Genomic DNA, 23473 nt, shown 5'->3' with positions numbered 1-23473 from the left:
TGGCCACACATTGTTATTTTAGCGAGCTGGCGGAAACTCGAGCTTACGGACATCATATCCGAGCTCTCTGGCCTTACGGACCATTTGTTGTAGACGCGCCTTCGAAGGGACCGTCCTTGAATAAATCCAAAGATCCTTCATCGACGGGTTGGCACTGATGAACCAGGTTTTATCCGGCGATTTGTAGAGAACCCAGTAGTTGAACGTGATCAGCAACGGATAACGGACACGCATTTTCGCGTTTGTCGTACCGAAGTCCTCAATCTTTCCGGTTCCGCTGACTGTCTTTAGACGACCTTTCGGCGTATCGACATGACATCCATCCTCGACGAGGACCTCACCAGGTGTTTCGCCCCTTCGGTACGTCGAGTAACCGGCTACGCAGCCATCCGTCAGGAACATTGGCGTCCGTCCGATCTCCAGCCACGTCCCAGTATAGTGGTCAGGCCCGACCTTGGCGACTTTCGGAGCTGCAGCAGCCTCAGTTGTGAAACTGACCACCAGACCGATCATGAGAGAAGAAAAGATCCGAATGCTAACATATGGCGGCATAACGACGTCCTTTGTACATATATATGGTCACCTAACGACCATCTCGCGGATCGGGTTCAGCGGAGCCGGTATGCCGGCATCGCATCGCGGCAGATGTCAGGTCTATGCTGTTCCTCGGTTACGTCAGATGCAGTGAAACTTGTATACGAAGCAAAGAACCTCTCGGTTTCCCAACGGCATCAAAAAATCTCGATAGGCTTGCGCTTTGCGATCCAACCTGATCCGTCCGCGCTTCTGGTCGATGATGCGCGATCTCCTGTGTTTTTATCGCAATGGGATTGAAATCGGCCACCACAGGCGCTGCCGTAAGCGTCAGCATCTGTTGTCCCTCCCAGCTCATTTGGTGGCATTGCCTGCCCCGGCGCAGGTGATTTTGCCGCGCTCAGCGAGGCGCTAAATCCTTCGGCAACCTTCTTCAAATAAGGTTCGGCTACCAACGAGGTCGAGTTCATGACGGGCGTCCAAATCCGCTTGGCGGAAATCATCGAAGCTTTGAGCAAGGCGCTCGATATGACCGAGGGGCAACCTGAGGGGCATTGCATTCGATGCTGTTACATAGGGATGCATATCGGCCGCGAAATCGGTCTTGACGAAGTTCAGTTGCGCGATCTCTATTATACGCTCTTGCTGAAGGATCTCGGCTGTAGCAGCAATGCCGCGCGCATCTGCGAACTCTATCTCGCGGATGATCTGCGTTTCAAACGTGACTTCAAACTGGTTGACGGCAGTCTCACGCAGGTCCTTCGCTTCGTCATCAGTCACACCGGCATGCAGTCAGGTCTTGCCGAGCGGTTTCGTAGCATCCTGAATATTCTGCAGAACGGTGGAGAACTCTCCACCGAACTCATCCAGACGCGTTGCCAGCGCGGGGCTGAGATCGCTCGACAAATGCGGTTCTCCGAGGGCGTCGCAGAGGGAATCCTTGGGCTGGACGAGCACTGGAACGGAGGCGGGAAGCCAAATGGGCTCGCCGGAGATCGGATACCGCTGTTTTCGCGCATCGCCCTTCTGGCCCAGGTGATCGACATCTTTCATATCAGCGGCGGTCATAAAAGCGCGCTTAAAGAGGTCACAAAGCGTAGGGGCGATTGGTTTGATCCTTCCTTGGTCAAGGCATTTATCACTGTGTCAGAGCGCCCAGGTTTCTGGAACTCGCTGGTGTCGTCCGAGGTTGAAGCAATCGTGTTGGCCTTTGAAACAGGGCAACACGCGATTATGGCTGACGACGACTATCTCGATGATATTGCCGCCGGTTTCGCCAAGGTTATCGATGCAAAAAGCCCTTACACCTCGGGGCACAGTGATCGTGTGGCGCTGTTTACCGATCTGATCGCGGAGGAAATGGGCATCGGCTTCGAAGCTCGCCGGCTCCTCAAGAGGGCTGCCTTGCTCCATGACATCGGCAAACTCGGTGTCAGCAACAGCGTACTCGACAAGCCGGGCAAGCTTGACGAAGATGAATGGCTCCAGATGAAGAGGCATGCGGAATTTTCAGAGCATATCCTTTCCACCATCGGGGCGTTTTCTGAGTCGGCAGTGATCGGGGGAGCTCACCACGAGCGGCTGGACGGTAAAGGATATCCGCGAGGTTTGATGGCGGACAGTATTCCGATGGAGGTCCGAATCGTTTCGACGGCTGATGTCTTCGATGCTCTGACCGCAGATCGACCCTATAGAGCAGCAATGCCGATCACCAAGGCACTTGCGATCTTGTGGGAGGACGCAGGCAAGTCACACGATCCCATCTGCATCGAGGCCCTTGAGCGTGCGCTGACCAGACTCGAGTTGGGAGACAGTAACGCCAGGTCCGGTTCCGCACCGTTGCAAACCAAGTCGCAAGCTGCATAGCTGCTTACATCGATTAAGCTCGGCTCCGGGCTTCTGGTTGCCGCTGTCCCAAAGATCCGATGGGTTCATCTCGCAGAGGTGTCGGTCGCCTCTCCTAGACTAACCAGACAGACTCCCGCTGTCCTCATAATTGTAGATTTTCTAACGTATTTTCTGATTCTTCTAAATTGAGCTAACTCCTTTTCGATCCTACAGTTTGGATCACAGGCCGCTGTGGGAGGCGGCTGAGAGAGGCGCGGCGGCTTGCTGCGTTTCCGGAGGAGAACCATCGATCAGCAGATCCTGTTTGCCGGAAGGGCGGTGCCGCCCGCTATCCGGAGGGTTTTGCGCGTCGATGATCCGGCCGGGCGCTCTTCAAGTGTTTTCCCCAGCCGAGGATGTTGAAATGAACCTTTATTCACTGCTTTCACTTCGCGCCGCCAATGGGCGCCCCGTGCGGGTCGGCCTGATCGGCGCGGGCAAGTTCGGCTCGATGGTGCTCGCCCAGGCGCAGCGCATCGCAGGCCTGCACATGGTCGCGATCGCCGATCTCGATGTCGGCAAGGCGAAGGAATCGCTGGGGCGCGTCGGCTGGCCGAAGGAGCGCTATGCCGCGACCAGCTGCGGCGAGGCGATCAAGACCGGCGGCACTTTCGTCACCGATGATGTGAAGGCTCTCTTCGAATGCGGCGAGATCGAATGCATCATCGAAGCGACCGGCCATCCGATCGCCGGTACGCGCCATGCGCTCGGCGCCATCGAGCACAACAAGCACGTGGTGATGGTCAATGTCGAGGCGGACGTCATGGTCGGCCCGATCCTGGCGGAAAAGGCGCGCGCCAAGGGCCTTGTTTACTCGATGGCCTATGGCGACCAGCCGGCGCTGATCTGCGAGCTGGTCGACTGGGCTCGCGCCACCGGCTTCGAGATCACCGCCGCCGGCAAGGGCATGAATTTCGAGCCGCGTTACCGATATTCCACGCCGGATACGGTATGGGGGCTGTTCGGCTGGACCGAGGAGCAGGTCGCCGCAGACAACCTCAATCCGAAGCTCTACAACTCCTTTACCGACGGCACCAAGGCGGCGATCGAAATGGCAGCCGTGGCCAACGGCACGGGCCTCGACTGCCCGGATGACGGCCTCGCCTTCCCGCCGGCCGGCCTGCACGACCTTGCCCGCGTCTTCCGTCCGGCAGCCGACGGCGGCCGCATGGCGCGCTCGGGCCTCGTCGACATCGCGGCCAGCCAGGAGCCGGATGGCCGCGAAGTCTTCAACAATATCCGTTACGGCGTCTTCGTCACCTTCAAAGCGCATAACGAATACGCTCGCGCCTGTTTCAAGCAATATGGTCTTTTGACCGATCCATCGGGCTGGTACGCTTCCATGTGGCGGCCGTTCCACATCATCGGCCTCGAAACCTCGATCAGCGTGCTTTCGGCGGTGCTGCGCAACGAGCCGACGGGCTCGTCCAAGGAGTTCCGCGGCGATGCGGTCGCGACCGCCAAGAAGGATATGCAGCCGGGTGAGATGCTCGACGGCGAGGGCGGCTATGCCGTCTGGGCCAACGCCATCCCTGCGGCGCGCAGCCTCGACCTCAAGGCGCTGCCGATCGGCCTTGCGCACAACGTTAAGCTCAAGCGGCCGATCAAGAAGGACCAGATCGTCTCCTTCGACGATGTCGAGCTTGTCGCCGACCTTGATGTCGTGTCCCTGCGCCGGGAGATGGAAGATCGCTTCCGCCCCGTGCGGACCGCGGCCGAATGATCGGGGACGATGATGCGCACACCAGCCTTTGTCGTGATTGCGGAGTTCCAGGTGAAGCCCGGTAAACTGCAGGCTTTCCTGGAGGCGGCGCGGGACGATGCGAAACACTCGCTCGCCGACGAACCCGGCTGCAGGCAGTTCGATGTCATCTGCCCGGAGGGCGCCGACGACACGGTGGTCTTCTACGAGGTCTATGACAGCCGCGCCGCCTTCGACACCCATCTCGAAACGCCCCATCTGGAGCGTTTCCGCCGGGCCTTCCCGCCGCTCATCGTCGAGGAGCGGCCGGTCCGCTTCGCCGAACGACAGCACCCTTGAGTGCGGAGGTGATATTGTGAGCAACGCGGTCGAAACCATCGCCCTTCTCGGCACCGGCATCATGGGCGCACCCATGGCCGAACGACTGGCCGATGCCGGCTTCTCCGTCACGGCATGGAACCGGACGGCGGAAAAGGCTGCGTCACTCGCCGGAAAGGGCGTTGTTATAGCCGGCGGGGCGGTCGAGGCTGCCGCTGCCGCCGACGTGGTCATCTGCATGCTGAGCTCCGGCCCGGTCTGCGAGGCTGTACTGGCGGGGCGGGATGGCGTGATTGGCGGCATGCGGCCGGGCTCGGTACTGGTCGTCATGAGCTCCATTCCGGTAGAAACGGCCGTCGCGCTCGCGACCGCCGCCGCTGCCCGCGGCATCGCCTGCCTTGATGCGCCGGTCTCCGGCGGCGAGAAAGGGGCGAAGGAGGGCACGCTCGCCATCATGGCGGGAGGCGATGGGACGGTCGTCGAGCAATTGCGCGGCATCTTCGCCTGCCTCGGGCGGACGACCCATGTCGGCCCGTCCGGCAGCGGCGCGCTCACCAAGCTTGCGAACCAGCTGATCGTCGCCTCGACGATCTGCGCCGTCGCCGAAGCGCTGACGCTTGCCGAAAGCGGTGGCGCCGACCCGGCAAAGGTGCGCGAGGCGCTTCTCGGCGGCTTTGCCGATTCGACGGTGTTTCGCCAGCACGGGCTGCGCATGGTGGAAGGCAACTTCCAGCCCGGCGGCCCGGCGAAATACCAGGTGAAGGACACATCTACCGCGATCGCCTTCGCCAGGTCGCGTGCATTGAGGCTTCCGGTCAGCGAGGAGGTCGACCGGCTCTTCCAGGCAATGGTGGATCATGGCGACGGAGACCTTGATCACAGCGGCGTCATTCTGGAATTGCAACGCATGAATCCGCGCGGAGGTCATTCCGCGTCATCCATTTGAACAATTTGAACTGGGAGGAACGACATGAAACACTTTACCCTTCGCGGCCTGCTCGCCGCAGCGACCATGCTCACCGCATCGTTTGCGCAGGCTGAAACGCTGACGCTCTCGACGCCCGATCCGGACAATTCCGAAATCACCGTCGCGGCCAACAAGTTCGCCGAACTCGTCGCGGCCAAGACAAATGGCGAACTGACGATCAAGGTCTTCCCGAACGGCACGCTCTACGGCGGCGATCCGTCGGGCGCAGTCAAGCAGCTTGCCGGCGGCTCGCTGGACATGCTGCTGCTCGCCACTTCGCTCTATGCCAACTTCAATCCGAAGTTTTCCGCGATCTCCATTCCCTACCTGTTCGACGACGAGGCCCAGCTGCGCGGCTATCTCTCCGGCGAGCCGGGGCAGGAGCTGATTTCGGATCTCGGAAATATCGGCATCAAGGGCATCAATCTCTGGCCGCGCCCCTTCCGCCAGATGACCAACTCCAAGCATCCGATCGAAAAGCCGGAGGACCTGTCCGGGCTCAAATTCCGCGTGCCGAACAATCCGCTCTGGGTTGAGTTCTTCAAGAAGATGGGGGCTGCACCGACGCCGATGGCCTTCGCCGAGGTGTACAACGCGCTTCAGCTGAAGGTGGTGGACGGTCAGGAGAACCCGATCAACGTGCCGCTCAGCGCGAAGTTCTACGAAGTGCAGAAATATGCGTCGATCACCAATCATATGGGTGACGGGTGGGTGCTCGGAATCAATCCGGCGAAATTCGACGGGCTGAGCGACGCCCACAAGAAGGCGCTCGAGGAAGCCGGCAAGGAAGCGGAGGCCTGGAAGGTCGAGAACGATGCCGCGACCGCGGAATCGACGATCGCCGAACTTGAGAAGAACGGCATGGTGGTCAACCGGTTGACGCCCGAACAGCAGCAGGCGTTCGTCGCCGTCTCGAAGGAGCTGTTTCCGGTCTTTGCCGGCCTTGTGAAAGATCAGGCTTTCTTCGACAAGACCATCGCCGCCGTTGGCAAGAACTGATCCGCAGCGCCAGCCGGATCGGCCGTGCGGCCGGTCCGGCAAGGAGGACACGCCATGGACAAAACCACCTCTTTCCTGGGCGGGGCCTTAAAGGCCGCGACGGACATTGCCGCGGGTATCGCCGTCGTCGGCGTGCTTCTCGTCGTCCTCACCCAGGTCGCCAGCCGCGTGCTGGGCATGCCGGTCTCTTGGACGGAGGAAGCGACCCGCTACCTCTTCGTCTGGATGATCTTCCTCGGCCTTGCGGCAGGGTTCCGGACTGTCGAGACCGCCCGCGTCACGGTGCTGATCGCGATGATGCCCAGCGTCGTCCGGCGGCTGTCGCTGCCGATCTACGTCGCGTCTTCGGTCATCTTCTTCGCGCTCACCGGCTGGACCGGCTACCACCTCGTCCGGCAGCAATTCATGATGAACGAGACGGCGGCGACGCTCGCCGTTCCCATGTGGCTGATCGGCACGATCATGCCGCTCAGTGCCGTGCTTGCGGTCCTCGGCATCGTCGAATCCTTGAAAACGCGCCGCGACCTGATCGAGCTTGCCGATCCGGCCCAGGGCATGCCTGAAATCACGCTCGCCGAAAACGCCAAGCCGAAGCTGGAGAAAGAGCTATGAGCCTCGTCCTTCTCGCCCTGTTCCTTCTCATGAGCGCGCTCGGCGTGCCGCTCGCCGTGGCTCTCGGCCTTGCCAGCGTCATCGCCATCTTTGCCTTCACGTCGACGCCGGTCGATCTTCTGGCGCAGAGCATGTTCTCCGCCATGAATTCGTTCCTGCTCGTGGCCGTCCCGCTGTTCATCCTCGTCGGCGTGCTCATGGAGCGTGGCCGTGTCGCCGAAAAGCTGTTCGATTTTGCCGAGGCCATCGTCGGCTGGCTGCCCGGCGGGCTCGGCCATGTAAACGTCGCCTCCTCGGTCATCTTCGGCGGAGTCTCCGGTTCCTCCGTCGCCGACATCGCCTCCATCGGGGCGATCGAGATCAAGGCGATGGAGCGTCATGGTTTCCCCAAGGGCTACGCCGTCGGCATGACGCTTTGCACCTCGACGCTCTCGTCGATCATCCCGCCCTCGATCCTCATCGTCATCGCCGGATCGATCGCCAATGCCTCGATCGGCACGCTGCTGGTGGCCGGCCTCATTCCCGGCCTGTTCATCGCGCTGATGTTCATGGTGTTCAATCATTTCTATGCGGTGCGTTATGGCTACAATCCGCCGACACCGTTCAACCTGCGGCTGGTCGTCACCACAGGCATCGCCGCCATCTTGCCCATGCTGACGCCGGTGATCCTGCTGATCGGTATCGTCGATGGCTATTTCACGCCGACGGAAGCGGCCGGCATTGCGGTGCTCTACACGCTCTTCCTGTCGGTCGTGCTCTACCGCACCATCGCGCCGCGCGAGCTTCCCGGCATCTTCATCGAGACGGCGCGCACCTCGGGAACGATCCTCTTCATCGCGGCCACGGCCAAGCTTGCCGCCTGGGTCTTCACCTATGATGGCCTGCCGGCGCAGGTCGCGACCTTCCTCGGCGCCATCAGCACCGGCCCCACCATGGCGCTCATTCTGATCTTTCTGTTCCTGATCGTCGTCGGCATGTTCATGGATGCGATCGCAGCGATGTTCATCCTGATCCCTGTGCTGCTGCCGCCCACCGTGTCGCTCGGCGTCGATCCCATCCACTTCCTGATCGTCATGGTCATCACACTGACGCTCGGCCTCGTCACGCCGCCGGTGGGGGTCTGCCTCTTCGCGGTGGCGCAGGTGGCGAAGATGTCGATCGAGGATGTGGTGAAGGGATCGCTTGCACCCATGTCCATCCTCATCGCGGCGATCCTCGCACTCGTGCTCTTCCCGGCGCTGACGCTCGCGCCGATCCGTCTGCTCGGGCTTTATTGAGATGGTGCAGCAGGTTGAAGCCCCCCGTGACGATTTCCTTGTCGTCATGGGTACGGCGGGAACCGGAAAATCGGAGATCGGCCGCCGCCTCGCGGCAAGCCTGCGGTGCGATTTCATCGAGGCAGACGAACTTCACACGACGGAGAACGTCGAGCAGATGCGCAAGGGCATCGCGCTGACCGACGCCCAGCGGCAGCCCTGGTTGCATGCTGTTTGCGACAAGGCGTTTTCCGTTCCGGCCCGCCCGGCCGTGATCGCCTGTTCGGCGCTGAAGCGGAGTTATCGGGATTTGATGCGGGCGCGGCTCGGTGCCGCCCGTTTCCTCTTCCTCGATGGCCCGGCCGAACTGATAGCGGCCCGCCTCAAGGCGCGGCGCGGGCATTTCGCCTCGGTCGCGCTGCTGGAAAGCCAGCTCCGCACACTGGAACGTCCGAGCATCGATGAAGACGCGATCGTGCTCGACATCGCCTTGTCGCCGGAAGACATCACAACGGCGGCGCTGGCTGCTCTGGGCGTCACGCCGACGCTTCCCTAGAACCGCTTCCCGACCTGTGCCGCCTGCCAGGCGTCGCGCTCCGCGCGCAGCCAGTCGAGGAAGAGGCGGACCTTCTTCTGGCGCAGATGATCGCGCGGGCAGACGATCCACTGGGTTACGATGCGCAGTTCCGGTGCGGCCGTCACGGGGCAGACGAGGCGGCCGCTTTTCAGCTCGTCGTCCATCATCAGCGTGCTTTCCAGCGCGATGCCCATGCCGCGCACGGCGGCATCGATGGCCATGTGGCTGCGATCGAAAAGCACGCGACGCCAGCGTTCGGCGGGTGCGACCTCGGCGAGCTGGAACCACGTCGCCCACTGCGCCTGCGATTTTACGGAATGGATCAGACGGTGGTTCGGCAGCTCGTCAACGCCCAGGCTGCCGGGCGCCGCATAGTCTGGAGCGCACACCGGAATGAACTGCTCTTCTGCGATACCCTCGACGAAAAGGCCGGGCCACCGACCATTGCCGTGCCGCAGCTCGATATCCACCAGTTCCTGGTTGAAGTCGGTCGGTTCGTTGGTCCCGTCGAGGCGGACTTCGAGATCGGGATGCTGATCAAGAAGGGCGCCGAGTCGGGGCAGCAGCCACTTGTTGGAGAGGGTAGGGGTGGCGCGAACGGTGAGCGTGGTCACCGAGCGAAAACCACGGATCGCGCCGGTTGCTTCCTCTATGCCTTCGATCTGGTCGGAGATCATGGAGAAGTAGCGCTCGCCGGCTTCGGTGAGCGCGACACCGCGGCCGGCTTTCGTCAGGAGCGAGACGCCGAGCTGGGTCTCCAGCAATTGAATCTGCTGGCTGACGGCCGACGGGGTGACGCTTAGGTCTTCCGCAGCGCGCGAAATGCTGCCGGCGCGTGCCGCAGCATGAAAAACGAGGATTGCCTTGATTGGAAGCTGCATTCCTGTCCCACGTGATTGGCCCGCGCGACGCTAATCCAATCCGGAGGCAAGCGAAATGGCACGTACGGTCTTAAGCCTCGGAAAAGTGCAATGCTGCAATGCAAAATGGACGGGCTGCCATCTATCCGAAACCTGTTAGATTTCCTGCGTTTTGGAAGGAAGTTCTCATGAGCCACAACGTAGCCGGTAAGCGCAAGTCTATTCGCGAAAAGATATGGGCCGCCATTCTGCGGGAGCGTGGTCGTGAGGTGAAGCGCATGCTCGAGCGGCGGTAACAGCACCTACCGACCCCGGTCCTACGACCAAGCCCTGAGCTTGCATTTGACGCATGCCGTGCGACATGGCCAACTCAACGGAGTCGCCTCGTGAGCTGACCGGCTTGGGCGCCGAGCGTGTCTACGAAACTCGGGCTGTTCACTTCATTAGGGTGACGGTCGCGCCGCGTATTGGCCCGCGAGGCGAAAATTGTATCCCGATTGCAATTTTGCTTGACGACTTTGCCATCGAAGTGCAAATTGTGCCGGTGGAACAATTTTGGGGGGCCTCGTGGATCAGATCAATGCAGCTGCCACGACACCGCTGACAGATCGCCTGCGCAGTCGTCGCAAGGAACTGAAGCTGACGTTGAAGGATGTCGCGGAGAAGTCCGGGCTGTCGTTCAGCTTCATCTCGCAGATCGAGCGTGGCCTGACGATGCCGTCGCTGACTTCGCTGCTCGCACTCGCGCGAGCGCTTGATACCTCGATCAACCAGTTCCTCGAGCAACCCACGGGTGGCGCGGCCGATACGCGGCATAACCGGCGTGTCCCCTATGCGCTCGGCCCCAATTCGGCAATGTATGAACGGCTATCGTCCAAGTTTCCGGGCAGTGTTCTCAACAGCGCCCTGATTACCGAGCCGCCCGGCCGCCGCACGGAGCCGATGTCGCATGAAGGGGAGGAGTTCATCTTCATGGTGGAGGGGGCTTTGACGGTGGAGATCGAGGGGGCGGTCTATCTGCTGGAGCAGGGGGATTCACTGCATTTCGCCTCCAGCCGCACGCATACGACCTGGAACCATACGGATCGCCCTGCGATCATGCTGCATACCTGCACGATGGAATACTTCGGAGATGGGCCAAGCGGCGTCGGCTGACCGACGGCAGGCTTTCTGAGCCCGGCCTCGTGCCGTGGGCACAGGCATTCCTACACTTCAAATTCAATTGAGGCGCACTACCCGTCGGACAGCTCGGCGGGAGAGGGGCTGCCTTGGCCACACGTTGCAATCGGGCCGGCTTTGCCGGCCCGGAAGGACCTGTCATGACAATGAGAGATCGATGATCAGAAGCATGTTGAGCCTGCGACCCAGGACTGGCGCAAGCCGCGCCCTTGTCCGCTTTTTCGAAGAGCGGCGCATTCCCGAGCGTGCTTTGGCTTTTCCGGGCTGTCTCGGCGTCGAGGTGCAGACGCTCTTGCCGCATGGGGAAGAAGAAGAAGTGGTCGTGACCGCGCTCTGGGAAACGCTGGCAAATTACCAAGCCTATCTCGACTCCGCCGGGCGCGAAGAGGATGTGGTGCACATGCTGCCTTTGCTTGCGGATGTGCCCGACGCGGTCGGCCCGGCGAGACTCTATGAAATCGGAGCCTGCGCGCAACCTTCGGGCTGAGCGCATTCCACCCGGAGGCGGATGTCTCCGGCGAACCGGCAAAATAAGCCTTTTTGGGAAACTGGAGGAAAACATGCAAACGCCCCATCTGCGCGTCGGGGTCGATATCGGCGGAACTTTCACCGACATCGTCATCATGGACACGCACGCCAATACCACCCGCACCCACAAGGTGCTGAGCACCCCCCTTGAGCCTGCCAAGGGCATGCTCAAGGGGCTCGACGACCTCGGCATCGCCAGGGATATCGAATTCCTCGTGCATGGTACAACCGCGGGGCTGAACGCCATTCTCTCCCGCACCGGCGAACGGGCCGCGCTGGTCACGACAAAGGGCTTCGGCGATGTCCTGTTGCTCGGCCGTGCCGGAAACAAGGATATCTGGAGCCTCACGCCCCACAAGCCCGCGCCGCTGGTCGAGCCGGGCGACATCCATACCGTCGATGAACGCGTCCGCTACGACGGCACGATCGAAACGCCGCTTAATCCGGTCGAGGCCGCGACCTTGGCCGAGCGGCTGGCTGCCGACGGCGTGCGCAGTGTTGCGGTATGCTTCCTGCATTCGCACCACAATCCCGCCCATGAACTGGCGCTTCGCAACCTCATTCAGCAGAGGCTGCCGGATGTTTCGGTGGTGTTGTCCCATGAGATCGCGCCGGAGCAGGGTGAGTTCGAGCGCACCTCAACCACGGTCGCGACCGCCTATGTCTCGCGCACGGTGGAAACCTATCTTGCCGCCCTCGTCGATCAGTTGGGCGTGCGCGATTGCGCGGCACCTCTTCATGTCATGCGCTCCAGCGGCGGTATCTGCTCTGCGGAACTGGTTGCCCGCCAGCCGATCCAGACCATTCTTTCGGGGCCGGCCGGTGGCGTTGTCGCGGCTGAAACCATTTCCCGCACACTGAGCCGACCGAACATCATTGCCATCGACATGGGTGGAACCTCTTCGGATGTCAGTCTGGTGATCGACGGGCGCATGACGCTGTCGGCCGAAGGCGAAATCGCCGACAACGTGATGAAGATGCCGGTGGTCGAACTGCATACCATCGGCGCCGGCGGCGGCTCGATCGCACGCGCCGAGGCTGGTGGGTTGCGGGTCGGCCCGCTCAGCGCCGGGGCCAATCCGGGGCCTGCATGCTACGGGCTCGGCGGCACCCGGCCGACTGTCACGGATGCCCAGCTTCTACTCGGTCGCATCGATCCAGACTGGTTCCTTGGCGGGCGCATGCGCCTTGACGTCGAGGCTGCAGGTGAGGCGATGGGGAAGCTGGGACACGAACTCGGCATCGGCGTGGAGGCGGCTGCCGCAGGCGTGCTGGCTGTCGCGAACGGTATGATGGCCAATGCCATTCGCACGCTGACCATGCGACGCGGCATCGATCCACGCGACTTCTCGCTCCTTGCCTTCGGTGGCGCCGGCCCGCTGCATGGGGTCGCGCTGGCTGAGGAACTCGGGATCGCCGAGGTCATCGTGCCATTCAGCACCGGTGTGCTGTCGGCCTGGGGCATGCTGCACGCCGATATTCGCCACGACGTTTCCGCGCCGCTCGCAGGCCTTGCCGGTGATGCGGCGGCGCAGGAGCTGATCGAGCGCACGAATGCTGACCTTCGCGCACAGGGCGAAAGGCTGCTGCAGCAGGAGGGTGTCGCGGCTACGGCCTGCGGCTATGCCGCAACGGTGGACATGCGCTATGCCGGCCAGACGCACGCCGTGACTGTGCCCGTGCGCGATCCGGCGGCGCTGCTGCAGGATTTCCACGAGACTTACCACCAGCGTTTCGGCCATGCGATGCCGGGCGCGCCGGTCGAACTCGTGCAGATGCGGCTTGCCGCGACCGGCCGCATCGGCGCGGAATTCCTCGATCGTGATGCACCGGCGGAGGTCCATGAAGAAGCCACGCGCATGGTGACCATCGATGGCCAGCGTCATGAGGCGCGCATCGTGCACCGGGAAAGCATCGGCCGCCGGGATGCCGTCGTCGGGCCGGCTATCATTCTCGAAGCGGGCTCGACCACGCTCGTTCCGCCCGGATGGTCTGCCCGTCAGGAACAGTTTGGAACCCTCATCATCCGGAAGGCACGCGCATGACCATCGACGTCGTTACCACCGAGATTGTCCGCAATCTCTTTCTGTCCGCTGCCGATGACATGCTGGCAACGCTTGTGCGTTCGGCTTTCCAGCCGCTGATCTATGAAAACGGCGACGCCGCTGTGGCATTGCTCGACCGTAACGCCGATGTGCTGGGCCAATCGAGCGGCCTGCCGCTGTTCCTGGGCAGTCTCGACGAATCCGTCAAGGAGGCCGTGCGACTTCGCGGTCCGGGCTGGCTGCAGGACGGCGATATCGTCTTCTTCAACGATCCCTATATTCAGGGCACCCATCTCAACGACGTGACGATGTTCGCGCCGCTCTATCTGGAAGGCGAACTGGCGGGCTATGTCGCCGCCCGCGCCGACATCACCGATATTGGCGGACGGGACCCCGGCGGCGGAACGGAAACGACCGAGGTCTATCAGGAAGGCGTCCGCTTCGGGCCGGTCAAGATCGGCACCAAGACAGGTCCGGTAGACGACATCATCGATATCATCCGCCGCAACAGCCGCAGCAAGGACATGATCGTCGGCGATATCAACGCCATGATCGCCGCCTGCCGCACCGGCCAGCGCCGGATGCTGGAGATCCTCACCCGCTTCGGCCTCAAGACCATCGAGGCCTGCCGCGACGAGATCTTCCGTCAGAGCGCGCTTGCCGACCGGCAGGTGGTGGCGGCCATTCCCGACGGCACCTACCGGGGCAAGGGCTATCTCGACAACGACGGTATCGTTCTCGATCAGCCGGTGCCGATCGCCATCAAGATCGTCGTCGAGGGAGAACGGCTGGTGGTGGACCTCAGCGACAGCCCCGATGCCACGAAAGGGCCGATCAATTGCGGCCGCGCCCAAACCATCGCGGCGATGCGCGTCGCCTACAAGATGCTGCTGGCGCCGGAACGGTCCTTCGATGGCGGCTGCTTTCGCAACATCGAGATCGTCACGCGGCCGGGCTCTCTGCACGATGCCGTCGAGCCCGCGGCCTGCGGCTGGTATTATTCCTCTTTCGGCCTGCTCATCGATCTCTTCATCAGCGCGCTCGCCGATGTGCTGCCCGAACGGGCGACCGCCGCGCAGTTCGGCGATTCCATGATCACCTATTTCGTCGGGCAGGACCGGCGCGATCCCAGGAACACGGCGATGTGCGTGGAGGCCCATGCCGGCGGCTGGGGTGCTTCCGCGTCGACAGACGGGGCGGACGGCGTCATCAACGTGCTGAACGGCAGCTTCCGCAACACGCCCGTCGAGGCGCTGGAAGAGCGCCTGCCGGTGACGGTGACGGAATATGCGATCCGCCGCGGTTCCGGCGGCGCGGGCCGGCAAAAGGGCGGCTGCGGCATCATCCGGCGTTATCGCTTCGATGCGCCCACGCAGCTCTATCTCTGGCTCGACCGTTCGCTGACGCCGGGCTGGGGCCTGATGGGCGGCGAAGCCGGGCTTCCGCCGCGTGTTGAAATCGCCGGAAGCGTCAACCGGAGCGATCTCCTGAAAGTCAACGGGCTCCAGCTCGCGGAGGGTGACAGCCTGGCAATCATGACCGGCGGGGGCGGCGGCTTTGGAAAGGCTGTCTGACGAAACCGCTTAAACGTACATCCGAGACATAGAAAAGGGGAACAAAATGACCAATCTGTCTTCAACGCGTGAGGGAGGACCCGGTGCGCCGGACCTCGCGGGCGCGGCCGACAATACGGGCACGGGCAAGCTCAGCGCCCGCCATGTTGTATTCTTCGTGGTTGCGGCGGCGGCGCCGCTTGGCTTCGCCGTCGGTTCGACGCCGCTTGCCATCGGCCGTGGCGGTATCGGGACCGCCGGCATGTTTCTGGTGGTGGGCGCATTTCTTGCGATCTTCGCCGTCGGCTATACCGCGATGACGCGCTTCGTGCCCAATGCCGGTGCGCTGTTTTCCTACATCGCGGCAGGGCTGGGCCGGCCTTTGGGTCTTGGCACGGCGTTCGTGGCCGTGCTCGCCTATGCGATCGCCGCTACGGGAGCGATCGGCCCCTTCGCGGTCTTCGCCAGCCAGGCGATGGCGTCCGTCACCGGCATCCAGACGCCCTGGGAGCCATGGGCCTTCGGGGCGGTGGCCGCCATGGGCATTCTTGGCGTGCTGAATGTCGAACTCAATATCCGGGTGCTCGGCATTATCATGTTGGTCGAGGTCGTCGTGCTTGTGGTGCTGTCGGCAGGTATCATCGTATCGGGTGGTGCACAGGGGCTGTCGTTGCAAGCCTTCCGGCCGGATACCATCGTCGGCGGGGAAATCGGCGTGGTCCTGCTTGTCGTCTTCGCGGCCTTCGCAGGCTTCGAGGCCACGGCGCTCTTTCGCGAGGACGTGCGTGATCCGGTTGCCACCGTCCGCAAGGCCACTTTCGGCTCCATCGCCCTGATTGCGCTCTTCCAGGCCTTCGTGACATGGGCAATCATCCAGGCGTTCGGCGACACCGCGGTCTCCGTGGCGAACGAGAAGCCGACGGAAATGTTCACTATCGCTGCCACGCAGTATGTCGGGGCAGGTTTCGCCGAGGTGATCACGCTTCTCGTCGTCGGCAGCTGGTTTGCCTCCATCCTGGCGTTCCACAACGCGACGGCGCGGTATCTCTATGCGCTTGGCCGGGATCATGCCATTTCCCCGGTCTTTGCCCGCAAATCGCGCCGCAGCGGGTCTGCCTGGGTCGCAAGCCTGTTCCACACAGCCTTCAGCGCCGTGGTGCTGGTGTTCTGCGCCGTCCAGGGGCTTGATCCTTATCTCGATCTTTTCGTCGTCGGCAGCGTGCCGGTCGCGGTCAGTATCCCGGCCATGGAGTTACTTACGGCCATTGCGATCTTCGCCTTCTTCCGGCGTGACAATCGCGGCGTTTCCGCGTGGGAGGGCAAGATCGCGCCCGCCATATCGGCGGTCGCGCTCGCTGTCGTCGTGTTCTTCGTGCTGATCAACATCCCGATGTTCACCGGGCGAGAAGGGGCGATCAACTGGATACTTCCGAGTGTCAACCTCATCGTCCTGGCACTCGGCGTCGCCCGCGCGCTGTGGATGCGCAGCAACCGTCCTGCCGAGTATCAACGGATCGGTCATTGGGGGGGAAGCAATTCCTAGCTCCCGAGTGCCTTTTGCCGTCACGGCTTCGGGGTTATGGAGCAATCGTCTCAGCGCCGCAAATGGCGGCGCTGAGCAACATCTCGGCGTCTGCATTGGCGCAAGTGGATACGCGCTGGCGGCGGCAACACAGTTTTCGGTGATGTCGGGCGGCTAGGCCATGAGCAGTCCGACATCACGGCCACCTCTAAAATGGTGCTGGAAGAGAGCGTGGTCTTTCCTGTCGAAAACCGGGCATCGATCTGCCCGGCCGCTTCGAACGGCTCGTTTTTATCGCAAGCTGCTTACCTCTTGGCGCCAGCACTGGGTTCTTCGATGGCATCAAGATCTACCAGATTCCATTTTAAACCAGCGTTGCGATAAACGCGTTTGCGCAGCCGAGGATAATCGCCGACGTCATGCGCGAGCCGTTCGCCAGCGACGATACATCTTAGCGGTACGGTACCCGTGTTCCTAATGGAGTGGGCCTTGCCGCCCTTTCGATAGCCCAGAAAATCGCCAGCTTCCACGCTGACTTCCTCGTCACCGATTGTGGCGAGCCCACTGCCGTCGAGAATGTAGACGCATTCGTCCTCATGGTGGTGAAGGTGATATTCTGTCGTTTCTCGGCCAGGCTCAACCTCGATGAGATGGAAGCCTATCCCCGTTAAGCCTGTTACGTCTCCAAGCGACTTGTTGATCCGCTTGGCATTGGGATTGAGAAAGTGGGTCTTGCTCAAACCCTCCATCGCTTCGATTTCCTCCCTTTTGATCAGATATCTATCGTCGGACATCGCTGCCCCCTTTCGCGTTAATCTAGATGATGGGGTTCCACTCTGCTCTAAAGCCAGATGTAGCAGGACCCGGCGGTGGCTTACAGGTCCGTGCTCCCGGCCACGGGGTCTGTATCGCGGTAGGAGCTGGTTATCTGGCGCTTCGTGGGAATGCCGGCAACTTCGCGATATCCTGGGCATCATGCTGCACCACAAGGATGGCGTTTAGCGCCTTTGTCATGTCGGTCAGACGGCTCATCGAGGCCAAACTGTCAGCGCGATCGTGATTGAATCCTGGCACGCCACCGTCCTTGAATTGTTCTTCAAAGTGCGCGACATCGCCGGAGATCACGACTGGTCCGGTTTCCGCCAGGCGAACCAGCAGACTTGTTTCACCCGGCGTATGGCCGGGTGTCGAAAGAATTGTAACAGTGCCGTCGCCGAAGACGTCGAGGTCATTTGACAGAGCCTGAACCTTGGACCCTTGCTGGAGCCAGGGTTTGATCAGCGCCGGATCGACCGCGAAGGGAAGGGGATTGGCCTTGAACTGGGCAAGATCATCTGCTCCCATGATCAGCGTCGCTTGGGGAAACGTCGCAGCTTGTCCAACATGGTCAAAATGGTTGTGGCTGATGCCGAGGCGGCCGATCTGCTCAGTCTTGATGCCGATTTCCGCGAGCTGTGTAGGAATATCCTTTGCAAGAGTTGGCGCAAGCACTGCATTGGCGTCCGGTTTTGCCCCAAGCAGGGCAGCCGGCAATCCAGCATCCCAAAGCATGTACTCGTGCTCGTGCCGGACAAGATAACAACTGTCGGTCAGTGTCCGTTTTTCTCCGGCATGAGCATAGGTATCGGAAAAAAGCGACAAATCTCGTACGATGATCTGGCCACAGTCGAGCCGCCAGAGCTCGACGTCGGCGGACCGGGCCTCGAAGCCGACGAGGAGAATTGCTGAAAAAAATGTTGAAGCCATCAGGTTCATGTGAGTCTCTCCAATGCAGAGACTTGTCTTGACTGAAAAAAGGCGCTGGCATGGTTCCGGTCCGATCAGTTTTGAGCCCGAAATGCTCGGCATTCGGTTTTCTTGCAATGCGTGTCGCGTTATCGTGCCGCCATGAACCTGCATCTCCCAATCGACAACGAGGCACAACTGAGATCAGCGCTAGTCGAGCGGCTGCGTTCGATGCGGGCTCCTCCCGGAACTGCTGGGCGTTACGACCACGGCCGCCAGCTTTTTTCATACTGTTCCTTGGACAGGGAGCGTCTCAAGGCAATCGAACTTCCGTCGCCCATCATCGGTATCATACTAAGCGGCCGCAAGGAGGTGTGGCTGGGGGACACGCCGCACTTGTTCGAACCAGGAACGGTCTTCGTCTTGCCCGCGCGAGTGCCGATGGATGTCGTCAATATTCCTGCCGGCTTGACCTCCAGCTATGAGTCTCTGCTTCTTGAAGTCCCGTCACTGCCGAGCGGCGTTGCACCCATCTTTCGCAATGAAACAATAGGCGGTAGCGACGATGGCCGAACTTTTCGTGTGCCTTTGAATACAGATCTCGTGGATTCCCTCGTCCATGCCGCGACCGCGATATGGGGGCAGGCGTTGGACGCGATCAAGACGGTCCGACTGCTGGAAGTACTGACCCTTCTAAGGCCTATAGCCGCCGCTCGCCCTCTGTTTGAAACCGACCTGTCGCAAAAGGTGGCCTGGCTGATTGGAAGCGGGCCTTCTGAAGACTGGACGGTAGAGCGCGTCGCCACCCGTCTCGGACTTGGCGCATCTACCTTGCGGCGCCGTCTCTCAGCGGAGGGTACATCGTTTCGCGCCGTCGTAAGATCGCAGCGCCTTCAGGCCGCGCAAACCGCGCTCGCTTCCGGCGCGTCGAGCCTTGCTGCGGCCGAGGCTGCAGGCTACGCATCGCGCTCGCATTTCGCCCGTCGATATAAAGAGAGTTATGGCATGTCGCCCACCGGGCGCCGTTGATGCGCATCACTTTCCGTCAGGTTGCAGTGCCTGCTTGGCAATGTCGAATTGCTCGGGTATAACCTGCTCACCGCTTGAGATCGAATAAAGGGAGGCGTTGAATGACAGTATACCCCATCGAAAACCTCCCGTGTGGAATGACCCTACGCTAGGTCATTTCCATTCGCGGCCCGCCTTGGGTGCGCGAGACGCGGTTTTCTTTTTCGTCACAGCCCGATTGATCTGACGGGGTTCTATTCGTCTCCCGCATGGGCTTTGCCTTCCAACTCCCGATTTTGAGGACCGGTGCCTGACGGGCCGGGCTGAAGTAATGACTCTCAAGAAGCTCGATTTTCGTGCCGATGCCTATCGCCAGGTGCTCGGCTTTGTTTTTCATCATTGGAGCCACCGGCCCGGGTTGGTCGGCACCATCATCGCACTGGTGATCGCAAGCACGCTGGCCGAAGTCATGGTGCCGATATTCTCCGGCCGTATCGTCGACGCCATTGCCGGTGGCAATGGGGCCGACCCTGCGATCCGCGCCTTCATCATCGTTGTCGTGCTGGGGCTGACCAGCGTGGTGCTGCGCTGGCTGATCTTCAATGGCATCATCCGGCTTACACTGCGCACCATGGCGGAAGTGGTTAACGGCGGTTTTTACAGGGTGCAGCGGTTCTCGACCGACTGGCACGCCAATAGCTTTGCCGGCTCGACGGTGCGCAAGATCACCCGCGGCATGTGGGCGCTCGATTCGCTCAACGACCTGCTGCTGATCGCCCTGCTGCCGTCTATGGTCATGCTGGTCGGCGCCAGTATCGTGCTAGGCAGTTATTGGCCGATCATGGGTCTGATCGTGGGCGCGGGCTCGGTGCTCTATGTCGGCGTCACCGTGGCACTTTCGATGGGCTACGTGTCGCCGGCAGCAAAGCTTGCCAATGCCTGGGACACCAAGCTCGGCGGTGCGCTCGCGGATGCCATCAGCTGCAATTCGGTCGTCAAGGCCTTCGGTGCAGAAAGACGTGAAGAGGCACGGCTGGGCCAGGTGCTGGCCAGATGGGACAGCCGCACGCGACGGACATGGAGGCGTGGCACCACGAGCGGTACGATCCAGGGCTTCATGATGGTCTCCATGCAGGCCGGCATTTTGGGAACGGGCCTGATCATGTGGCAGCAGGGCTTGGCCACGCCCGGCGACGTTACCTTCGTGCTTGCAATGTTCTTCGTTCTGCAGGGCTATCTTCGCAATGTCGGCCAGGACATCCGCAACCTGCAGCGGGCCGTCAACGACATGGAAGAGCTTGTGCTGCTGAACAAAATGTCGCTCGGGATCGAGAACAAGCCGCACGCCGGGCCGATCGAGATCGGCGCGGGCGAGATCGTCTTCGATCGGGTCACCTTCCAATATGGTGCACACCCCGATCCGCTTTACGACGATTTTTCGGTCACCATCAAACCGGGCGAGCGCGTCGGTCTCGTGGGGCATTCTGGCTCAGGCAAGACGACCTTCGTCAAGCTCATTCAGCGTCTTTACGACGTGAACTCGGGCTCGATCCGCATCGACGGGCAGGATATCGCCGAAGTCAGGCAATCGAGCCTGCGAGGCCAGATCGCCATCGTGCAGCAGGAGCCTATCCTGTTCCACCGGACGCTCGCGGAAAACATCGCCTATGGCAAGCCGAACTCTTCGCGGCGCGAGATCGAGCAAGCGGCGAAACAAGCCAATGCGCACGGCTTCATCATGAGCCTTCCAAAGGGCTATGAGACGATGGTCGGCGAACGCGGTGTCAAGCTGTCGGGCGGCGAGCGGCAGCGCGTCGCTATTGCCCGTGCCTTCCTCGCCGATGCGCCGGTGCTGATCCTGGACGAGGCGACCTCGAGCCTCGATAGCGAGAGCGAAGTGCAAATCCAGCAGGCCATGGAACGCCTGATGGACGGCCGCACGACGCTGGTGATCGCCCATCGCCTGTCCACGGTGCGGGCACTGGACCGGCTGCTGGTCTTCGACAAAGGCAAAATCGTCGAAGAAGGTGACCACCAGGCCCTGATCCGCCTTAACAACGGCATCTATCGCCGGTTGTTCGAACGGCAGGCACTGGAACTCACCAAGGGTCTGGTCGCTTAGGCCGGCCCTTTCAACAAGCTGGAACGCCAGGGCTTCCGCTCTGGCGTTTCCAGCGCGCTCTTCATAAGGTCGGCGTCATGAGATGGCATGTCTCCGACACCATGGAAGTTTCGCTTTCGCTCAGCTCTCATTGCGGCAAGCGGAAATGGTCGTCGATATGGCGGCGATGGCGGGTTTCCTTATGCCAGCCTATGGCTTTGCGATAGCTGCCGAAGAGATTGCCGTCGCGCAGGATTTCGACTGTCAGCCCGTGTACCGCTTCGGCATCCGGATCAACGTAGAGAGCATCCACAGGGCAATAGACCTCGCACATGAAGCAGGTCTGGCAAGAATCCTGACGCAGGATCTTGGGCGGGCCATGGGGCGCCGCCTCGAAGACATTGGTCGGGCAGACTTGGACGCAGAGATTGCAGTCCGTGCAGGTGTCGGTGTCCAGAACTTCGATCATTATTCGGCTGCCTCCCTGTAGACGCCGGGATCGACCGTCTCTTGGCGGATGGTGATGGTATCGAGACCGGCGACGACCAGCCGGTGATGCTGGTCCGGGTCCTGTTTCGGGAAATCGTCGCGGCGGTGCATGCCTCGGGTTTCGGTGCGCGCGAGGGCAGCGCGGTACATAAAACGGGCGGTGGCTGTCATGGCCTGCGCCTGCCGCAGTTGCAGGGCCTCGTTTTCCTCGGCGGCCCGCGCGTCGGCGATCTGCTCCCACAGGTGATCAAGCCGCTCCAGTGAGGCCGAAAGTCCGCCATGGGTGCGGAAGTAATTGATGTCGAGCGGGAAGACTTCGCTCTGCACCGCCTTGATGACGGCTTGAGGATCGATGTTTCGCTTGGCTTTTGCCAATGGGTAGGCGGTATGCTGCGGATACCCGGATTCGCGCGTGTCTTTCTCCGTCAGTGCAAAACCGGCTGCAGCCGCGCCGGCAAAGGCGCCGGTAGCGATCGCCCAGGCCGCATTGTGGCTGCCGCCGCCGGTGAAGCCGCCGCAGATCGGTTCGCGGGTGGCATTGTCACCGGCAGCATACAGGCCGGTAACGGTGGTGGCGCAGTCGAGCCCGGTGAGCTTCAGGCCCCCGGTGCCGCGCACCGTGCCCTCCAGTCTGAGTTTCACCTCGAAGAACTCGGTGAAGGGGTCGATGCCGCGGCGATCGAAAGGAACGAAAAAATTCGGCTGGGCGCGGCGCAGGATCGCTTTCACCTCGTCGGTCCCGGCAAGATCGAGCCGGGCATAGACGGGTTCGGACAGCAGCGCCTGGGCGATGATCGATCGGCCGCGGGCAGAGCCTGCACCTTCGATCAGGCTGTGATCCCGGCGGTAGAATTGGGCGAAGCGGTAGAGCGCGGTCTTGGTGATCGATGCGAAGGCCGGCGAAATCGCATAGGCCGAAGAGAACTCCATGCCGGAAAGCTCGGCGCCTGCCTCCGCGCCCATCAGATAGCCGTCGCCGGTCAGCACGTCGCAGCCGAGCGCCTTGCTCATGAAAGCGCAGCCTCCAGTCGCCAGCACTACCGCTCCAGAACGGACCGTCCAGTGTCCGCCTTCCTGCCGGCGCAAGCCGCTTGCGCCGACGATGGTTCCGTCATCATTCAAAAGCTGCGTGGCCGGATGGTGATCGAGGATGGTGACGCCGGCATTCCTTACGCGCCGCCTCAACAGCCGCATATATTCCGGGCCCTGGACGGAGATGCGCTGCTGCTCCCCCTTCTCGTTGACGGGGAAGGGATAGCCCCAGTCGGCCAACCGGTTGACGCTTTCGAAGGTCTTGTCGAGCACCGGCGCCATCCAGGAGCGCTCGGAAAGATAGCCGCCCATCGCCTCGCGGCTTGCCATGGCTGCTTCCCGTTCGGCCGGGTCCGGCGGCACATACCAGATCTGCGTGCCGGCAGAAGCCGTTGCGCCGGAGCTGCCGCAATAGCCCTTGTCGACGAGCACGACGCGCGCCTTGGCCGCGGATGCCTCCAGCGCCGCCCAACAGCCGGCGGGGCCGCCGCCGATGACCAGCACGTCGCAAGTGATCTCGGTATGGGCCGAGGGGAGGCTCTTCTCTCGAGGCTGGGTCACTGCAGACATCCTTTCTGC

Annotated in this window: 22 protein-coding genes; 15 read left to right on the top strand and 7 right to left on the bottom strand. The window is 61.7% G+C overall.

From position 1 onward, the window contains the following. Positions 1–18: 18 nt before the first annotated feature. Together ASC86_RS09650 and ASC86_RS25655 are read right to left on the bottom strand one after the other, a co-directional pair. Entirely contained in the window at positions 19–513 is a 495-nt protein-coding gene (locus ASC86_RS09650) for a lipocalin family protein (protein WP_156386972.1), read from the bottom strand. A gap of 218 nt (positions 514–731) precedes the next feature. Beyond that, complete coding sequence (locus ASC86_RS25655; protein WP_156386971.1) at positions 732–1004, bottom strand: hypothetical protein; 273 nt, start codon at positions 1002–1004, stop codon at positions 732–734. On the opposite strand from ASC86_RS25655, the gene ASC86_RS09645 reads away from it, so the two are divergent. From ASC86_RS09645 to ASC86_RS09610, 8 genes are all read left to right on the top strand, one after another. Then, a complete protein-coding gene (locus ASC86_RS09645) occupies positions 1003–2400 on the top strand; it encodes an HD-GYP domain-containing protein (protein WP_056319781.1) in 1398 nt (465 codons plus the stop codon). The genes ASC86_RS25655 and ASC86_RS09645 overlap by 2 nt on opposite strands. A gap of 385 nt (positions 2401–2785) precedes the next feature. Next, positions 2786–4144, top strand: coding sequence for an SAF domain-containing protein (locus ASC86_RS09640; protein WP_056319778.1), 1359 nt, complete (start codon positions 2786–2788; stop codon positions 4142–4144). Positions 4145–4156: 12 nt separating this feature from the next. Then, positions 4157–4462, top strand: coding sequence for a putative quinol monooxygenase (locus tag ASC86_RS09635; protein ID WP_082510017.1), 306 nt, complete (start codon positions 4157–4159; stop codon positions 4460–4462). Positions 4463–4478: 16 nt separating this feature from the next. Next, positions 4479–5387: an NAD(P)-dependent oxidoreductase gene (locus tag ASC86_RS09630; protein WP_082510007.1), complete on the top strand. Its 909-nt coding sequence runs from the start codon at positions 4479–4481 to the stop codon at positions 5385–5387. A gap of 24 nt (positions 5388–5411) precedes the next feature. After that, positions 5412–6407: a DctP family TRAP transporter solute-binding subunit gene (locus ASC86_RS09625; protein ID WP_056319772.1), complete on the top strand. Its 996-nt coding sequence runs from the start codon at positions 5412–5414 to the stop codon at positions 6405–6407. A gap of 54 nt (positions 6408–6461) precedes the next feature. Continuing rightward, positions 6462–7019 carry a TRAP transporter small permease gene (locus ASC86_RS09620; RefSeq protein WP_056319770.1) on the top strand — a complete coding sequence of 186 codons (558 nt, stop codon included), beginning with the start codon at positions 6462–6464 and terminating at the stop codon, positions 7017–7019. Then, positions 7016–8296, top strand: a complete 1281-nt coding sequence (locus tag ASC86_RS09615) for a TRAP transporter large permease (protein WP_056319766.1) — start codon at positions 7016–7018, stop codon at positions 8294–8296. Before ASC86_RS09620 ends, ASC86_RS09615 begins: the two co-directional genes overlap by 4 nt. A 1-nt stretch (position 8297) precedes the next feature. Next, positions 8298–8831 (top strand): gluconokinase, encoded by a 534-nt coding sequence (locus tag ASC86_RS09610; protein ID WP_056319763.1) that lies wholly within the window; start codon positions 8298–8300, stop codon positions 8829–8831. On the opposite strand, the gene ASC86_RS09605 is transcribed toward ASC86_RS09610, so the two are convergent. Further along, positions 8828–9733 carry a LysR substrate-binding domain-containing protein gene (locus ASC86_RS09605; protein WP_056319761.1) on the bottom strand — a complete coding sequence of 302 codons (906 nt, stop codon included), beginning with the start codon at positions 9731–9733 and terminating at the stop codon, positions 8828–8830. The genes ASC86_RS09610 and ASC86_RS09605 overlap by 4 nt on opposite strands. Positions 9734–10279: 546 nt before the next feature. On the opposite strand from ASC86_RS09605, the gene ASC86_RS09600 reads away from it, so the two are divergent. The 5 genes from ASC86_RS09600 (at position 10280) to ASC86_RS09580 (ending at position 16560) form a co-directional block, all read left to right on the top strand. Then, the gene (locus ASC86_RS09600) at positions 10280–10867 is read left to right on the top strand and encodes an XRE family transcriptional regulator (protein WP_156386970.1); all 588 of its coding nucleotides are present in this window, start codon (positions 10280–10282) and stop codon (positions 10865–10867) included. Positions 10868–11048: 181 nt separating this feature from the next. Then, a complete protein-coding gene (locus tag ASC86_RS09595) occupies positions 11049–11378 on the top strand; it encodes an antibiotic biosynthesis monooxygenase (RefSeq protein WP_056319756.1) in 330 nt (109 codons plus the stop codon). Positions 11379–11451: 73 nt separating this feature from the next. Continuing rightward, positions 11452–13464, top strand: a complete 2013-nt coding sequence (locus tag ASC86_RS09590) for a hydantoinase/oxoprolinase family protein (protein ID WP_056319753.1) — start codon at positions 11452–11454, stop codon at positions 13462–13464. Continuing rightward, positions 13461–15038: a hydantoinase B/oxoprolinase family protein gene (locus ASC86_RS09585; RefSeq protein ID WP_056319750.1), complete on the top strand. Its 1578-nt coding sequence runs from the start codon at positions 13461–13463 to the stop codon at positions 15036–15038. Before ASC86_RS09590 ends, ASC86_RS09585 begins: the two co-directional genes overlap by 4 nt. A gap of 46 nt (positions 15039–15084) precedes the next feature. Then, the gene (locus tag ASC86_RS09580) at positions 15085–16560 is read left to right on the top strand and encodes an APC family permease (protein ID WP_056319747.1); all 1476 of its coding nucleotides are present in this window, start codon (positions 15085–15087) and stop codon (positions 16558–16560) included. 284 nt (positions 16561–16844) lie between these two features. Here the strand turns inward: ASC86_RS09580 and ASC86_RS09575 are convergent, their stop codons facing one another. Together ASC86_RS09575 and ASC86_RS09570 are read right to left on the bottom strand one after the other, a co-directional pair. Then, positions 16845–17333: a cupin domain-containing protein gene (locus ASC86_RS09575; RefSeq protein ID WP_056319743.1), complete on the bottom strand. Its 489-nt coding sequence runs from the start codon at positions 17331–17333 to the stop codon at positions 16845–16847. Positions 17334–17463: 130 nt separating this feature from the next. Beyond that, complete coding sequence (locus ASC86_RS09570; protein WP_082510003.1) at positions 17464–18294, bottom strand: N-acyl homoserine lactonase family protein; 831 nt, start codon at positions 18292–18294, stop codon at positions 17464–17466. Positions 18295–18426: 132 nt separating this feature from the next. On the opposite strand from ASC86_RS09570, the gene ASC86_RS09565 reads away from it, so the two are divergent. After that, positions 18427–19293, top strand: coding sequence for a helix-turn-helix domain-containing protein (locus ASC86_RS09565; RefSeq protein WP_056319740.1), 867 nt, complete (start codon positions 18427–18429; stop codon positions 19291–19293). A gap of 310 nt (positions 19294–19603) precedes the next feature. Then, entirely contained in the window at positions 19604–21394 is a 1791-nt protein-coding gene (locus ASC86_RS09560; RefSeq protein WP_056319738.1) for an ABC transporter ATP-binding protein, read from the top strand. A 127-nt stretch (positions 21395–21521) separates the two neighbouring features. On the opposite strand, the gene ASC86_RS09555 is transcribed toward ASC86_RS09560, so the two are convergent. Together ASC86_RS09555 and ASC86_RS09550 are read right to left on the bottom strand one after the other, a co-directional pair. After that, positions 21522–21842, bottom strand: coding sequence for a ferredoxin family protein (locus tag ASC86_RS09555; protein ID WP_056319735.1), 321 nt, complete (start codon positions 21840–21842; stop codon positions 21522–21524). Further along, positions 21842–23455 (bottom strand): FAD-binding protein, encoded by a 1614-nt coding sequence (locus tag ASC86_RS09550; RefSeq protein WP_056319880.1) that lies wholly within the window; start codon positions 23453–23455, stop codon positions 21842–21844. Before ASC86_RS09550 ends, ASC86_RS09555 begins: the two co-directional genes overlap by 1 nt. Positions 23456–23473 lie beyond the last annotated feature (18 nt).

The sequence above is a fragment of the Rhizobium sp. Root1212 genome, assembly GCF_001424985.1.
Taxonomy (GTDB): Bacteria; Pseudomonadota; Alphaproteobacteria; order Rhizobiales; family Rhizobiaceae; genus Pararhizobium.
The sequence above is the reverse complement of the archived record's forward strand: the minus strand, read 5'-3'. Positions and strand labels throughout refer to the sequence as shown.

Coding starts and splice junctions, on each gene's coding strand:
- ASC86_RS09580 (WP_056319747.1), top strand. CDS start 15,085: ATGACCAATCTGTCTTCAACGCGTGAGGGAGGACCCGGTGCGCCGGAC.
- ASC86_RS09650 (WP_156386972.1), bottom strand. CDS start 513: ATGATCGGTCTGGTGGTCAGTTTCACAACTGAGGCTGCTGCAGCTCCG.
- ASC86_RS09560 (WP_056319738.1), top strand. CDS start 19,604: ATGACTCTCAAGAAGCTCGATTTTCGTGCCGATGCCTATCGCCAGGTG.
- ASC86_RS09565 (WP_056319740.1), top strand. CDS start 18,427: ATGAACCTGCATCTCCCAATCGACAACGAGGCACAACTGAGATCAGCG.
- ASC86_RS09590 (WP_056319753.1), top strand. CDS start 11,452: ATGCAAACGCCCCATCTGCGCGTCGGGGTCGATATCGGCGGAACTTTC.
- ASC86_RS09635 (WP_082510017.1), top strand. CDS start 4,157: ATGCGCACACCAGCCTTTGTCGTGATTGCGGAGTTCCAGGTGAAGCCC.
- ASC86_RS09555 (WP_056319735.1), bottom strand. CDS start 21,842: ATGATCGAAGTTCTGGACACCGACACCTGCACGGACTGCAATCTCTGC.
- ASC86_RS09585 (WP_056319750.1), top strand. CDS start 13,461: ATGACCATCGACGTCGTTACCACCGAGATTGTCCGCAATCTCTTTCTG.
- ASC86_RS09625 (WP_056319772.1), top strand. CDS start 5,412: ATGAAACACTTTACCCTTCGCGGCCTGCTCGCCGCAGCGACCATGCTC.
- ASC86_RS09605 (WP_056319761.1), bottom strand. CDS start 9,733: ATGCAGCTTCCAATCAAGGCAATCCTCGTTTTTCATGCTGCGGCACGC.
- ASC86_RS09645 (WP_056319781.1), top strand. CDS start 1,003: ATGACGGGCGTCCAAATCCGCTTGGCGGAAATCATCGAAGCTTTGAGC.
- ASC86_RS09620 (WP_056319770.1), top strand. CDS start 6,462: ATGGACAAAACCACCTCTTTCCTGGGCGGGGCCTTAAAGGCCGCGACG.
- ASC86_RS25655 (WP_156386971.1), bottom strand. CDS start 1,004: ATGAACTCGACCTCGTTGGTAGCCGAACCTTATTTGAAGAAGGTTGCC.
- ASC86_RS09640 (WP_056319778.1), top strand. CDS start 2,786: ATGAACCTTTATTCACTGCTTTCACTTCGCGCCGCCAATGGGCGCCCC.
- ASC86_RS09595 (WP_056319756.1), top strand. CDS start 11,049: ATGATCAGAAGCATGTTGAGCCTGCGACCCAGGACTGGCGCAAGCCGC.
- ASC86_RS09610 (WP_056319763.1), top strand. CDS start 8,298: ATGGTGCAGCAGGTTGAAGCCCCCCGTGACGATTTCCTTGTCGTCATG.
- ASC86_RS09570 (WP_082510003.1), bottom strand. CDS start 18,294: ATGAACCTGATGGCTTCAACATTTTTTTCAGCAATTCTCCTCGTCGGC.
- ASC86_RS09575 (WP_056319743.1), bottom strand. CDS start 17,333: ATGTCCGACGATAGATATCTGATCAAAAGGGAGGAAATCGAAGCGATG.
- ASC86_RS09615 (WP_056319766.1), top strand. CDS start 7,016: ATGAGCCTCGTCCTTCTCGCCCTGTTCCTTCTCATGAGCGCGCTCGGC.